Origin of the sequence: Streptomyces sp. NBC_00775, from assembly GCF_036347135.1 — a bacterium.
Classification (GTDB): domain Bacteria; phylum Actinomycetota; class Actinomycetes; order Streptomycetales; family Streptomycetaceae; genus Streptomyces; species Streptomyces lutosisoli.
This window is the reverse complement of the sequence record NZ_CP108938.1, coordinates 2,477,486-2,490,898: the sequence shown is the minus strand read 5'-3', so window position 1 is coordinate 2,490,898 and position 13,413 is coordinate 2,477,486. Positions and strand designations below refer to the sequence as shown.

Annotated in this window: 14 protein-coding genes; 3 read left to right on the top strand and 11 right to left on the bottom strand. The window is 72.3% G+C overall.

Features of this window, described 5'->3' with window-relative positions; all coding sequences use genetic code 11:
• Nucleotides 1–26: 26 nt before the first annotated feature.
• Nucleotides 27–1,019: a DUF4349 domain-containing protein gene (locus OIC96_RS11145; protein WP_330307997.1), complete on the bottom strand. Its 993-nt coding sequence runs from the start codon at nt 1,017–1,019 to the stop codon at nt 27–29.
• 159 nt (nt 1,020–1,178) lie between these two features.
• On the opposite strand from OIC96_RS11145, the gene hemG reads away from it, so the two are divergent.
• Together hemG and hemQ are read left to right on the top strand one after the other, a co-directional pair.
• Complete coding sequence (hemG, locus tag OIC96_RS11140; protein ID WP_330307998.1) at nt 1,179–2,642, top strand: protoporphyrinogen oxidase; 1,464 nt, start codon at nt 1,179–1,181, stop codon at nt 2,640–2,642.
• A 4-nt stretch (nt 2,643–2,646) separates the two neighbouring features.
• Nucleotides 2,647–3,378, top strand: coding sequence for a hydrogen peroxide-dependent heme synthase (gene hemQ, locus OIC96_RS11135; RefSeq protein WP_330307999.1), 732 nt, complete (start codon nt 2,647–2,649; stop codon nt 3,376–3,378).
• On the opposite strand, the gene OIC96_RS11130 is transcribed toward hemQ, so the two are convergent.
• The 9 genes from OIC96_RS11130 to OIC96_RS11090 form a co-directional block, all read right to left on the bottom strand.
• Nucleotides 3,379–5,073, bottom strand: coding sequence for an alpha/beta hydrolase (locus tag OIC96_RS11130; RefSeq protein WP_330308000.1), 1,695 nt, complete (start codon nt 5,071–5,073; stop codon nt 3,379–3,381).
• A 121-nt stretch (nt 5,074–5,194) separates the two neighbouring features.
• Nucleotides 5,195–5,989, bottom strand: coding sequence for a TIGR04222 domain-containing membrane protein (locus tag OIC96_RS11125; protein WP_330308001.1), 795 nt, complete (start codon nt 5,987–5,989; stop codon nt 5,195–5,197).
• Nucleotides 5,990–6,118: 129 nt separating this feature from the next.
• The gene (locus OIC96_RS11120) at nt 6,119–6,886 is read right to left on the bottom strand and encodes a DUF4142 domain-containing protein (protein ID WP_330308002.1); all 768 of its coding nucleotides are present in this window, start codon (nt 6,884–6,886) and stop codon (nt 6,119–6,121) included.
• A 281-nt stretch (nt 6,887–7,167) separates the two neighbouring features.
• Nucleotides 7,168–8,562, bottom strand: a complete 1,395-nt coding sequence (locus tag OIC96_RS11115) for a DUF692 domain-containing protein (protein WP_330308003.1) — start codon at nt 8,560–8,562, stop codon at nt 7,168–7,170.
• A 183-nt stretch (nt 8,563–8,745) separates the two neighbouring features.
• Nucleotides 8,746–9,540: a DUF4142 domain-containing protein gene (locus OIC96_RS11110; RefSeq protein ID WP_330308004.1), complete on the bottom strand. Its 795-nt coding sequence runs from the start codon at nt 9,538–9,540 to the stop codon at nt 8,746–8,748.
• A gap of 145 nt (nt 9,541–9,685) precedes the next feature.
• Complete coding sequence (locus OIC96_RS11105) at nt 9,686–10,297, bottom strand: TIGR03086 family metal-binding protein (protein WP_330308005.1); 612 nt, start codon at nt 10,295–10,297, stop codon at nt 9,686–9,688.
• On the bottom strand, nt 10,294–10,764 hold the full coding sequence (locus OIC96_RS11100) for a hypothetical protein (RefSeq protein ID WP_330308006.1): 471 nt from the start codon (nt 10,762–10,764) through the stop codon (nt 10,294–10,296). The genes OIC96_RS11105 and OIC96_RS11100 overlap by 4 nt, the downstream gene beginning before the upstream one ends.
• A gap of 79 nt (nt 10,765–10,843) precedes the next feature.
• Nucleotides 10,844–11,488 (bottom strand): TetR/AcrR family transcriptional regulator, encoded by a 645-nt coding sequence (locus OIC96_RS11095; RefSeq protein ID WP_330308007.1) that lies wholly within the window; start codon nt 11,486–11,488, stop codon nt 10,844–10,846.
• 52 nt (nt 11,489–11,540) lie between these two features.
• Nucleotides 11,541–11,912 carry a DUF4267 domain-containing protein gene (locus OIC96_RS11090; protein ID WP_330308008.1) on the bottom strand — a complete coding sequence of 124 codons (372 nt, stop codon included), beginning with the start codon at nt 11,910–11,912 and terminating at the stop codon, nt 11,541–11,543.
• An 87-nt stretch (nt 11,913–11,999) separates the two neighbouring features.
• Between OIC96_RS11090 and OIC96_RS11085 the strand changes: the two genes are divergently transcribed.
• Complete coding sequence (locus OIC96_RS11085; RefSeq protein WP_330308009.1) at nt 12,000–12,578, top strand: TetR/AcrR family transcriptional regulator; 579 nt, start codon at nt 12,000–12,002, stop codon at nt 12,576–12,578.
• 69 nt (nt 12,579–12,647) lie between these two features.
• Here the strand turns inward: OIC96_RS11085 and OIC96_RS11080 are convergent, their stop codons facing one another.
• A complete protein-coding gene (locus OIC96_RS11080; protein ID WP_330308010.1) occupies nt 12,648–13,367 on the bottom strand; it encodes an aminoacyl-tRNA hydrolase in 720 nt (239 codons plus the stop codon).
• Between the last annotated feature and the right edge of the window lie 46 nt (nt 13,368–13,413).

The window sequence follows — 13,413 nt, the reverse complement described above, 5'->3', positions numbered from 1 at the left end:
CGAACACGCTACGGGGGCCCGGCATTTCAGTCCTCCTCACCACCCTCTGCGGACACCGGCGGAGCCGTGGGCAGCGAGCCCGTCGTCGCCGGAACGGGAGCCGTCGCCGGTGCTGTGCGACGCGAGAGGCGGGGCAGTACCAGACGTACCCACAGCAGCACGAGCAGTGCCGCGCCCGCCGCGAACGGGAGGATCGCGCCGAGCGCCATGGCGATCCAGCGCAGCATCGTGACGAAGGCGTTCCAGCCGCCCGTGACCGCGTCCACGAAGCCCGGGTCGTCGTCCTTCTTCTCGGCCTTCTTCACCGGGGTCTCGGACAGCGAGAGCGTGATGGTGGCCAGGCTGGTGCGGTCCTTCAGGGACGCCTGCTGGGCGAGCAGCGCCTCCAGGTCGGACTCACGGCTGCTCAGCTCGCCTTCCAGGGTGACCACATCGCTGAGCTTGGTCGCCCGGTCCATGAGTTCGCGGACCCGGGCCACGCTGGCGCGCTGCGACTTGATGCGGCTGTCCACGTCCACGACCTGGTCGGTGACGTCCTGTGCCTTGGCCGTCCGCTCGATGACCTTGCCCGCGCCCTCCAGGTCGGCGAGTACCTCGTCGTACCGCTCGGTGGGCACGCGCAGCACGACGCGCGTGCGCTCGTGGCCCTTCCCGTCGCGGGTGGTGGTCTCGTTGCCGACGTAGCCGCCCGCGTTCTCGGCCGTGGTGCGGGTGTCGTCCAGGGCCTTGGGCACGTCCTTGACCTGCACGGTCAGGGAGGCGGTGCGGATGATGTGGCTCGCGGTCAGCTTCGGCGGAGCGGTGGCCTTGGAGCCGTTCGCCCGACTGCTGCCCGCGGCGCCGGGGTCGGCCTTCCCGGCGTCCTGGGCGGCCGCCTTGTCGGCAGCGCCGCCGGCGTCGCTGCTGCTCGCGCTGTCGTTGGCACCGCTGCAGCCCGTCAGCGCCAGGGCGGCGGCGAGGAGCATCCCCGCCAGGACCTGGACGGGCCGTACGGAGCGTGCGGAGTTTCGTGTGCGCATAAGGGCCTACCCCCGAGGATCGCGTCGACTGACGCTCCTTCGACGCCCGGACGGGCCGGGACGTTGGCCTGATCCGGTCCCGATGCGGTCACGGTCAGGACTCGTGCGGGACACCGGACTCCTGAGGGGAGTGTCGGTGGGGTCTGAGAGGGTGGAGGCATGCGCGAAGAGGAGACTCGTACGGGTACGGGACACGTCGTGGTCATCGGGGGCGGGATCGCCGGTCTGGCCGCCGCTCACCGATTGCTGGGCCGCGGCGCGCGCGTGACCGTCCTGGAGGCGTCGGACCGCGTCGGCGGCAAACTGCTGCCCGGCGAGATCGAGGGCGCGCGGGTCGACCTCGGCGCCGAGTCGATGCTCGCGCGCCGCCCCGAGGCGGTGGCCCTCGCCCACGAGGTCGGCCTCGCCGACCGCCTCCAGCCGCCCGCCACGGCGACGGCCTTCCTGTGGACCCGCGGCGCGCTGCGCCCGATGCCCAAGGGCCATGTCATGGGCGTCCCCGGCACCGCCTCCGCCCTCTCCGGGATCCTCTCCGACGAGGGCCTGCACCGCATCGAGCGCGACGCCGACCTGCCCCGCACGGAGGTGGGCGACGACGTGGCGGTGGGGGAGTACGTGGCGGCCCGCCTCGGCCGCGAGGTCGTCGACCGCCTGGTCGAGCCCCTCCTCGGCGGTGTCTACGCGGGCGACGCGTACCGCATCTCCCTGCGCCTGGCCGTCCCCCAGCTCTTCGCGGCAGCCCGCACCCACACCTCCCTGACGGAGGCGGTCCGCGAGATCCAGGCGAAGGCGGCGGCGGCCCAGCAGACCGGCCCGGTGTTCATGGGCATCGAGGGCGGTGTCGGTCAACTGCCGCTGACGGTGGCCGAATCGGTCCGCGCGCGGGGCGGCGAGATCGTCACCGGCGCCCCGGTGACAGAGCTGCGCCGCGCCGGCGGGGGTGCCGGCTGGCAGGTCGTCGCCGCAGGCCGAGCGCTCCGCGCGGACGCCGTCGTCCTCGCCCTGCCCGCCCCGGCGGCCGCCACGCTGCTGCGCGCCGAGGCACCCGCCGCCGCGACCGAGCTGGCCGCCGTGGAGTACGCCTCCATGGCGCTGGTCACCCTCGCCTACCGGCGCGGCGACATCTCCCTCCCCGAAGGGAGCGGTTTCCTGGTGCCGCCCGTCGACGGGCACACCATCAAGGCGTCGACCTTCGCCTCCCAGAAGTGGGGCTGGATCGCCGAGGAGAACCCCGGCCTGCTCGTCCTGCGTACATCCGTCGGGCGGTACGGCGAGACGGAGATCCTCGGCCGGGAGGACGCCGACCTCGTGAAGGTGTCCCGGCACGACCTGCGGGAAGCGACCGGCCTGGCCGCCGAGCCCCTCGCGACCCGGGTGACACGGTGGGACGACGGGCTGCCGCAGTACCCCGTCGGGCACCACGCGCGCGTGGCCCGCATCCGCGAACACGTCGGCAAGCTCCCGGGCCTCGCCGTGTGCGGCGCCGCGTACGACGGGGTCGGCATCCCCGCGTGCATCGCGAGCGCGTACGCCGCGGTCGACCAGCTCGGCGGCGACGGCACAGGCCTGGACGCGCTGAGGGCGAACCCGGTGCAGAGCCTGCACGGCGGAGCGGGAGAATAGCCCCATGAGTGACGACGCCCCCACCACCGGCCCCGCCAAGATCCCGAACAAGGGCAAGCTGGCCAAGGACCTCAACGAGGTCATCCGCTACACCCTGTGGTCCGTCTTCAAGCTGAAGGACGTGCTGCCGGAGGACCGCGCCGGTTACGCCGACGAGGTCCAGGAGCTCTTCGACCAGCTCGCCGCGAAGGACGTCACCGTCCGCGGCACGTACGACGTGTCGGGGCTGCGCGCCGACGCCGACCTCATGATCTGGTGGCACGCCGAGACCGCCGATCAGCTCCAGGAGGCGTACAACCTCTTCCGCCGCACCAAGCTGGGCCGCGCCCTGGAGCCGGTCTGGTCGAACATGGCGCTGCACCGCCCCGCCGAGTTCAACCGCTCGCACATCCCGGCGTTCCTCGCGGACGAGACGCCGCGCAACTATGTGAGCGTCTACCCCTTCGTGCGCTCCTACGACTGGTACCTGCTGCCCGACGAGGACCGCCGCCGCATGCTCGCCGACCACGGCAAGATGGCCCGCGGCTACCCGGACGTGCGCGCCAACACGGTCGCCTCGTTCTCCCTCGGTGACTACGAGTGGCTGCTGGCCTTCGAGGCCGACGAGCTGTACCGCATCGTCGACCTCATGCGCCATCTGCGCGCCTCCGAGGCCCGCATGCACGTCCGCGAGGAGGTCCCGTTCTACACGGGCCGCCGCAAGGACATCGCCGAACTGGTCGCGGGCCTCGCCTGATCAGGGCGCCTGCCGGGCGGTCTTCGAGTGCTCGGAATGCGATGAACTCTTCGAGCTTTCCGGGCCCGCTGAGCCCGCGGAGGTCTCCGCGCTCTTCGAACGACCGCCCGGCGCCGCCGGCTTCGGCTGCGCGTGCGGCGCGCACGCCGCACTGCGCTCCGGGAGCCGGCCCTCCAGCACATACGCGTTGAGGTAGCCGTTGACGCACTGGTTGGGCCCGCCCCCGATACCGTGCGTCCCGGCCCCGTTCTCGGTCACCAGGACCGAGCCCGACAGCCGCCGCTCCAGCTCCAGGGCCCCGTCGTACGGCGTCGCCGCGTCCCGCTCGGCCGCCAGGATCAGGGTGGGCGGCAGCTCCCCGGGCAGCGCCCGCACATCGAGCGGTTCCTGTCGCGGCACCGGCCAGTACGCGCACGGCAGGTTCATCCACACGTTGTCCCACGTCTCGAACGGCGCCCTGCGCGCGAGGCGCGTGTTGTCGCGGTCCCAGGTGCGCCAGTCGGTCGGCCAGGACGCGTCGTTGCACTCGACGGCCGTGTAGACCGCGTTGCCGTTCTCCTGCTCGGCGGCCGCCTCCGGATGCGGACCGGCCTGCTCGATCAGCGGCTTCGGGTCGCCCTTCAGATAGGCGGACAGCGCCATGGCACTCTGCGGCCAGTAGTCGTCGTAGTACCCGGCCTCCAGGAACGCGCCCTGCAACTGCCCCGGCCCCACCTTGCCGCCCGCGGGCGACGCGGCCAGCTGCGCCCGCGCCTTCTCGTAGCTGTGCAGCACCTCCTCGGGGGTGGCGCCGAGCCCGTACACCTTGTCGTGCCGGGCGATCCAGGCACGGAAGTCCTCCCAGCGGCCCTCGAACGCGGCCGACTGGTCGAGGTTGTTCCGGTACCAGATCTGGTTGGGGTCGGGGTTCACCACCGAGTCGAAGACCATCCGGCGTACGTGCGAGGGGAACAGCGTCGCGTAGAGGGCGCCGAAGTACGTCCCGTACGAGGCGCCCATGAAGGTCAGCTTCCGCTCGCCGAGCGCGGCGCGCAGCACATCCAGGTCACGGGCGTTGTTGAGCGACGTGTAGTGGCGCAGGGCGCTGCCCGAGCGCCGGGCGCAGCCGCGCGCGTACGCCTTCGCCTCCGCGATGCGCTCCTTCTTGTACGACTCCGAGGGATGCGTCGGCGACTGCGAGGGCGCCTTCACGAAGTGCTTCGGGTCCTGGCAGGACAGCGGAGCGGAGCGGTCGACACCACGCGGGGCGTAACCGACGAGGTCGTAGGCCGCCGCGATCGGTTTCCACTCGGGGAGGAAGCCGATCAGCGGGAAGTACATGCTGGAGGCGCCCGGGCCGCCGGGGTTGTAGACGAACGCGCCCTGGCGCGGCACCTTCCGCTTGGAGTTCTTGGCGTCCTTGCCGGTCGCCTTGACGCGGCTGACGGTCAGCTTGATCCGCTTGCCGTCGGGATGGGCGTAGTCGAGGGGCACGGTGACCGTGCCGCACTGGAGATCACCCGGGATCGGCTGTTCCTTGGAGCACTTCCCGAAGTGGATGCCGGCGGCCGCGGCGCGCTGGGCGGCGACGGCGGTGCCGTGCATCTCGGCCGCGCCCGCCGGGTCCGGCCAGATGGGTTCGCCGCCCGCCGGGGCGGCGACGAGGGCGGTCAGGATCATGGACCCTGCGGTTCCGTATAGGACGGCGGCTCTCATCGGGAATCCCTTCGGCGCGCGGCAGCGACAAAAGGGATGTTTCGTTCGACGGTTGGCGAAGTAAAGCACCGGGCCGCCGGTGTCGGCCCCAATGACCCCGATGCGCCCCCTGGGGCGCCCCTCAGCCCCTTTCCCCGGCCTCGCGCCCGGGGCCGCGGTCGCGGTGCGTGAAGGCCGCGCGCAGGTCCGGCTCGCCGATCGCGCGAATGCCGCGTACGGCGATGGAAGTGAGGTACGTACGGTCGTCGCCGGTGTCGTCGCCGCGCCGGGCGAGGGTGCCCAGCAGCCGCTGACCGGCCGGGGAGGCCCAGCGCGTGTAGGGGTGCACCTCGATGCGGGCGATGGCGAGGCAGCTCAGTGTGAGGATGAGCGGGAGCAGGAACCAGACCGCGACCGGCACCGCGTTCTCGGTGGTCTGTGCGGGCAGCAGCACGGCCACCGCGCCCAGCGCGAGGACGGCCGCGGTGGCGGCCTGCACCTGGCGGACCGCGCCCGCGACGGTGGTGCGGGCGCCGTCGGGCACGGCGAGGCCCGCCGCGACCAGGTGGTCGGCGAGGTGGCGTACCGAGTCTGCGGCGGCCGTGGTCGCCCGTACCGGCGCTATCCGGGACTGGCCCTCCGGGCCGATGGCCCCGATGACCGAGCGCTCCATCTCGTCGCGCCCGCGCGGGTCCACGACGGTCGCCCAGCCGGTGTGCGCGAGCAGCAGCCGGCGCTGGCGGGCCATCGACACCAGGGTCAGATCGGCGACCCGGTCGGGGCCGCCGCACAGGAACGCCGCCTCGTACAGCGTGAGGTCGTGACCGCGCGCCGCGTCCGCGTCGACGGCCGCCGCGCGTACGGCGGCCAGGCACAGCCGGGTGCAGGAGGTGCCGGCCGCGGCCCAGGCCAGGAGCAGGAGAAGGACCCAGAACATGGCGTGTTTCTATGCGAACGGCCGGGCGGGCGCCATGGTTTGTTCACTATATGGACGGAGTGTTGTCGGGGCGTGACGTTCCGCTTGACGTCCGGGGAGCCCCGAGTGGCTGTGGATGGCCAGGGGGAGCTACGGGGTTGAGGAGGGATTGGCGCGCGAGGCGGCCGGCGGGAGGGAATAACCCGCGGCCGGGGTCACCGGGATCGGCGAACCCGGCGACCGCGTCGGGCCGGGCGGGGCCGGGGAGTTGGTGAGGGGCGGCGGGCTCGCGGTGGCCGCGTCCTGGGCGAGGGCGTCGAAGTCGACGTATCCGGTGGCTTCCAGGACCTTGATGTGGTCGAGCACGGTGGTGTTCGCGTCGTCGGCGAGATCGCGTACGAGCGAGTTGCGGGTGTTCGCGCGGACCTGGGCGACCACGGAGAAGACCTTGCCGTGGGCCTTGCGCAGGATGTTCGCGAACTTCCGGTCGTAGTCCGTGCCGTGCGCCGCGTCGAGCGTGGCCAGCCACTGACGCTGCTGCGGATTGGGCTGGTTGGGCAGCTCCAGACCGAGCCGCGCCGCCACGTTGCGCACACGGGAATCCAGGAACGTGTGACCCTCGATGAGGTGCTCGCCCGCCGCCCGCACGGCCTGGGTGGTGCCGCGCTCCTGGGCCTGCTGGCCCGCGGGCAGCTCCCACAGCCCGGCGAGGCGGACCTTGGTGATGAACTCCCGGTCCAGCGCCGACAGCGGACCGAACTGGGTCGACACGGTCTGCGCGTTCAGCGTGTCCAGGCCGGTGCCGGAGCGGTCCGCGTACGACCAGATCGGAAAGACCAGCGCGACGAGCGTCGCCGTGAGGGCCGTGATGATGAGCCCTGTTCCACTGACCAATCCGGTGCGGTTGATGGATCGCATGGTGCCTCCTGTTGCGGCACCGCACGCTAGTGCGCTTCGGGTGCGGCTTGGCATATTACTGCGGCCGCTACGCCAACTGCCGTACGAGGAGAAGGGCTTGGACGGTGGGTGGAACGCGCGGGATGGGGTACTTCGGGCGTACGCCAGACCATCCGAAACACCCGCAAACCACTCCCCGACAGCAGCCGCACAGGGAGCGGTGTTAACCCCGGCACACTCCGCGGCGGGGCCGGGCCACAAGGCGCGTACTCAGGGGCGGTCGCCCGGCGCCGCGCGCGTACTCAACGGCGCAGCAGCACCCGGCGGGTGGCGCGGGCCAGCCGGGCCGTGGGGCGCCGCGACAGCGGGGCGGGGCCCGAGCGCTCCAGCCACCAGTCGCGCAGCCGGCTCCGCCTCTCCGCGTCCTCGGGACGACCCGCGAGGAGCAGCTGCTCGGCGAAGTCGAGGGCGTCGCGCCGGTAGCCGCCGGTCATCGGATGACCCTGCGCATACGCGAGAAACGCCGGCCGGTACCCCGTGCCCAGGATCTCCGGCAGCTCCGCCGCCACCTTGGCGACGACGTCCGCACGCTTGGCCGCGAGGGCTCGCGCCTGCACTCCGAGCCGCACCCGGTCGAACCCTTCGGGCACGGGGGTTCCCGCGACGAGCGCGGACAGCACGGCGGCCTGCGCGAGGGCGAGGCGCTGCCGGGCTCCGGTGTCACCGGGGGGAGGGTTCGTGACGTCACCGGCCGGCGCGGCCGTGCCGCTTTCGGCCGCTCCGGCCGCTCCGGCCTCGGGGGAGGGGCCGTCCGTACCGGAGCGCCCTGCCGGAGCCGCTCCCCGGGTGACCGTCACCCCGGCCCCCGCCTTCTCCAGCGTTTCCCGAATCGCCCCCAGTTCCCGCTCCAGCTCGCCCGGCTCCGGGAAGTTCTCGTCCCGTTCGAGGAGGACCCCCGGTGGGGACACGCGGGAGGCGAGGTCGGCCAGGATGTCGAGGACGGGCCGGGGGACGGGGTGGGCGTGGCTGTCGTGCCAGACGCCGTCACGTTCGAAGCCGCCGGCGACATGGACGTACGCGATGGCTTCGACGGGGAGTTCGTCGAGGGCCTTGGCGGGGTCCTCGCCCCGGTTGACGTGGTTCGTGTGGAGGTTGGCGACGTCGATGAGGAGGCGTACGCCGGTGCGGTCGACCAGGTCGTAGAGGAACTGGCCTTCGGTCATCTCCTCGCCGGGCCAGGAGATCAGCGCGGCGATGTTCTCCACCGCGAGGGGAACGGGCAGGGCGTCCTGCGCGATCCGGATGTTCTCGCACAGGACGTCGAGAGCGTCCCGGGTGCGGGGAACCGGCAGCAGGTGCCCCGCCTCCAGCAGCGGCGACGCGGTGAGGGGACCCCCGGCCCGCACGAACGCGATGTGCTCCGTGACCAGCGGCGAGCCCAGCGCCTCGGCCCGCTCGGCGAGCGCGACGAGCTGGGACGCGTCGGGCCGGTCCGCACCGCCGAGGCCCAGCGAGACCCCGTGCGGCACCACGGTGACCCCACGCTCGCGCAGCCGCAGCAGCGACTCGGGGAGATGCCCGGGGCACACGTTCTCGGCCACGGCCTCGACCCAGTCGATGCCGGGCATGCGCTCCACGGCCTCGGCGATCTCCGGCCGCCACCCGATTCCCGTCCCCAGCCGCTTCAGCTGCTTCATGTCCCCGGCCCCCTTTTCCGTCTTCTCTGTCCGTTACGACCCGACCAGACCTTGCGTGTCGTCTCCTTACGACGGACCTGTGTTCCGGCGTGACGGAGTCATGGCCCCGGGACCCGGGGCCGAACCCATGGAAGAGGACGTTCAGAGCAACATTTGAGGTTTCGCGTGGCTGCTGGAGCGTGGCTACTGCAGCACGTTGTCGGAGTCCTTGGGATCCGGCCGACTGGTGTTGATGTCGGCGCCGGCCGTGGGCAGCGCCGACGGATTCGACGAGACGTCCACGCCGTTGCCGGGCTGGACGGGCGGCGCGGAGGCCGCCGACGCCCCGATGGTCGGTGCCGGGGGACCGGTGGGGCTGGCCGTCGTGGTGGCGGCCGCGGCCGCGGCGATGGCGTCGAAGTCGACGTTCCCGGTCTTCTCCAGCATTGTGATGTGGTCGAGCACGGTCAGGTTGGCGTCGCTGGCCAGCTGTCGCACGAGCGTGTTGCGGGTGCTGTTGCGGACCGCGCCGATCGCCGGAAAGATCTTGCCGTGGGCGGCCCGCAGCAGGTTCGCGAACTTGTACTCGTACTCCTTGCCCGACGCCGCCGTCAGCTCCTGCAACCAGCCCTGCTGCTGCTCGTTCGGCTGGTTCGGCAGCTCGACATTGAGCTGGGCCGCCACGATCCGCACCCGCTTGTCGAGGTCGGTGTGCCCGACGATCAGATGGTCGCCCGCTTCCTTGATGGCCTTGGTGGGGGCCCGCTCGATGGCCTGCTGCCCGGCCGGCAACTCCCACAGCCCGGCCAGCCGCACCCGGACGATCAGATCCCGGTCCGCGGCGGTCAGCGGCCCCCAGCGTGTGTTCACCGTCCCGGCGGCGACATTCGCCGCGCCCGTGCCGGAACGGTCGGCGTACGACCACACGGGGAACGCGAGCGCTCCGACGGTGGCGACGAGTGCCGCGATGACGAGGGCGCTGCCGTTGATACGCCGCAAATTGAGCCTCCCGGGGCAAACCAACTGGTCGTTGGGATCCATTACTTGGCCAGTGCCAGGAGGTACGTACGGGACGACCGTGCTGTTCAAACGTGTGGGCGGAAGGCGCGGGGCATCCTGGCGGAGACGCCGGACCGGAAGCCTCCTACTTCGCCGGCGGCCACTTCTCCGGGTCGCGTCCCAGCAGCCGCAGCGCCTCCTCCAGGGGGTCCGGCCCGGCCGGCCCGTCGAGGACCGGCGCGAACGCGAAGCCCGGCCCCCTGCCCGCCGGATCCGTCGGCACGCGCCGCGCGACGGCGAGCGCCACGTCGAGGACATGGCCCGGCAGGCCGATGCCGACGCCGAGCGCGGCGGCCACGTCCCACGCGTGCACCACGTAGTCGATGAAGTGGAAACCGACGGCGACCCGCCCGGGAAACCCGGCCCCGAGTTCAGGCAGCGCGAACTCCCGCTCCGTGAGGCCCGGTTCGGCGAACGCGGCGAGCACCGTCGTCGCCGCGCCCCGATACGTCCGCCCCGGATCGCTCATGTCCTCCGGCTCCCGCCAGTACGCCGCCTCGCGCCCCGCCCCGCGTGCGGCCGCCGCGAACCCGTAGTGCTGTGCGGCCATGTGCGCCACCAGCCGCCGCAGCGTCCACCCCGTGCAAGGGGTGTCCCGCTCCCAGTCCGCCTCCTGGGCCAGCCCCACGACCCTGAGCGACTCCTGTACGGCGATCCGGTCGAGCTCGACGATGTCCGGTCCGGTCGTTCTCGTCATGTGCGGTGTCCTCCAGCCTCGCTGTTCCGGTCAGGCGCGTGCCCGATCGGACGCGTTCTTCGGCAGGTGCCGTTGTTGATCAGGTGACGTGCGTGCGCCCAGGCCTCCGCCGCGTCGAAGCGCTCGGTCTCCCATCCCGCCGACCGCAGCACTCCGCGACCGCGGTGCGCGCGCACGATCCGTACGTGGTCGGGCCGGCCGACGAACTCCTTGAGCCCCACCGCGTCCGCCCAGACCGAGACCGACCCCGAGCGCCGCCGCATCGGATCGGCCCACAGCCACATGCCGATCGCGCCGGGGGTGTCGGGCCAGGTGCCGCGCAGCCGCAGTCCCGCGAGGGCGACGGACCAGGACTGCCGGAAGGTGTCGGCGGTGAAGTCGGTGAAGCTCACCACCGCCGGTCCGGCGGGGAAGTGCCCCTGGGGGCCTGGCTGCCAGCGCGAGCGAAGGATCCTTGGGTGGCTCATGGAACCGAGCATAAAACTAAGCGAACGGTCGTGCTACTTGTTTCATCGAACCGTGAGGGCTGCTCAATTGCCGTACGTGTTACGAGACTTCAGGAACCGCGGACGGATCCGTCGCCGCCGCCCGCAGCCGGGAGGCGATCGCGACGCGGGCCCTGCGGTAGGCGACCGTCTCGTCGCGCAGGACGGAGATGGCGTTGGCCGTCTCCATCAACGCGATGAGTTCGAAGGCGAGTTGGGGGGCGTCCGTGTCGGGGTGGAGGTCGCCGAGGTCGCGGGCCTCGGCGACGGTGCGCTCCACGTGGTCCGTCCAGTCCCGCTGGGCGCGGACCACCGCGTCGTGCACCGGCCCCGGCCGGGCGTCGAACTCGGCGACGACCTCGTAGAAGAAGCAGCCGCCCGGGAAGACCCGGCCCTGGGAGTAGTCCAGCCAGAGTTCGCACAGGCGCCGGACGCGGGCGATCCCGGCCGGGGCCTGGGCCGCGGGCCGGATCACCTGCTCGACGTAGACGCGCCCCGCCTCCCGCACGGTGGCCAGTTGCAGTTCCTGCTTGGAGCCGAAGAGGGCGAAGACGCCGCTCTTGCTGAGCTGGAGCTCGGTGGCGAGACGCCCGACGGACAGCGCCTCCAGGCCTTCGACGGAGGCGATGTCGACGGTGCGGCGGAGGACCAACTGCCGCGTACGGTTGCCGCGTTCGACCCTGCCGTCCAGCCGGGTCCCGGCCATCGTGCCCTCCCCATGTTCGTACCTGTGGGAAAAGCCTAGCCCGGGCCCCTTCTCACGCCGCGAAGAGCAGTGCGGCGCTGACGAGGACGACCACGGCGGTGGCGAAGTGGATCCCGAAGGCGACGGCCTTGGTGCCGCCGTGGCGCAGCACTATCAGTGTGTCGCCGAGCGGTGCCAGCGCCACGATCAGCATGAACCACGCCTCGGCGGTGGCGCCGGCGAAGGCGAGCAGGGCCAGGCCCATGACGCCGAAGGTGGCGTCGCGCAGACCCTTGATCTCCAGGTAGGCGGCGTCGCCGTGCGGCTTGGCCGGAACGCCGTAGCCGGTGGCGGCGGGCACTGGCTGGAGCAGGAACCGCGCGCCGATGAACAGGACGAGGAGGTCGAGCACGAGGGCAAGGCCGTAGGCCGTGGGAGTAAGCACGTCGGATCTCCTTGCTAGCAACGCTAGGGACAAGAGCGAAGGTAGCATAGCGTCGACCTGAATACTAGCGATGCTAGAATCGTGGCCATGTCGATCCAGACGCGCCGGGAGCGCGAACGAGCGGAGCGTGAGCGGCTGATCGTCAGGGCCGCGCGGGAACTGGCCGAGGCCGAGGGCTGGGACGCGGTGACGACACGACGGCTCGCCGCCGAGATCGAGTACAGCCAGCCCGTGCTGTACAGCCACTTCAAGGGCAAGGGTGCCATCATGGCGGCGGTCGCGGTGCAGGGCTGCGCCGAGCTCGTGGAGGAGCTGCGCGAGGCCCGCACGTCGGCGCCCGATCCCGGTGCGGCCCTCGCCGCGGTCGGCGCGGTCTACGCGGATTTCGGTGAGCGGCGCCCCGCGCTGTACGACGCGATGTTCACGTACGCCGTCGACCTGCCGTTCGCGACCGCCGAGGCACCCCCGGTTCTGTGGGACGCCTTCGGCGAGCTGTGCCAGGCCGTCCAGCCGTTCGCGGGCGACGACGACCCGGACATCCTCACGGAGACCTTCTGGAGCGGCCTGCACGGCCTCGTCACGCTGATGCGCGGCGGACGCCTGCCCCGCGAGGGCCACGCCCACCGCCTGTCCCTGCTGGTCGGGCACTTCGCCCCGGCCGCCTGACCGTCTTGGCTCGGGACGTGCCGGGGCCGGTGTCGGTGTCGGTGTCGGTGTCGGTGAGGAGTGTGGGGGTCAGCCGCGCAGTGCCGGATGGTCCGCGACCACCGTGCACGAGCCCGGTGCGATCTCCGTGAAACCAGCGTCGCGGACCAACGGGAGCCCGGAGGTGGTGAGTTCACGCCAGCGGGCCGGGTCGGCGGTGCGCACGGCGAGCGGGAAGCCCTCGTCGCGCCAGGCCGCGCGCTCCTCGTCGGACAGGTCCCACCAGGCCAGCTGGGCGCCGTGGCCCGCCTGCGCCATCGTCTTGCCGGCCGACATGCCGAGGTCGGGGTTGAGCCACAGCACCGGCGCCGTCGCGTCGGCGTCCAGCGGCGGCTCCGGGTCGTCCAGGTCCGTGCCGGAGACCTGGAGCCGGGCCAGGTCCTTGGGCCAGCCGTCCAGCGGGACCGGCGGGAAGACCCGCACCTCGGCGGACTTCCCGGTCACCGTGATCCCGGGCAGCGCCTCGGCCCGCCGCCACTCGGCGCCCCGGGCCCGTCGTACGACCTTGCGGATCCGCGCGTCCTGCCAGTCCCGCATCGCCTGCGCCCATTCCCCGTCCCCGAGGGACCGCTCGTCGCTGAGGACGGTCAGCACGGCGCGGGCGGCGGTCTCCAGCGCGTCGGTACGCGCCGGGGGAGCGGCCTTCTCGATACGGACGACCAGAGGCAGCACGAACTGAGGTGCCTCGTCGCGCGCGGTGCGCTCGGAACGGAAGGGGCTGTCGCCTGCGGGGGTCGGGTCGCTGCTCACGCCCTCCAGTCTGCCAGGCGGAAGATCCGTTCTTCCGGGAGTCCGC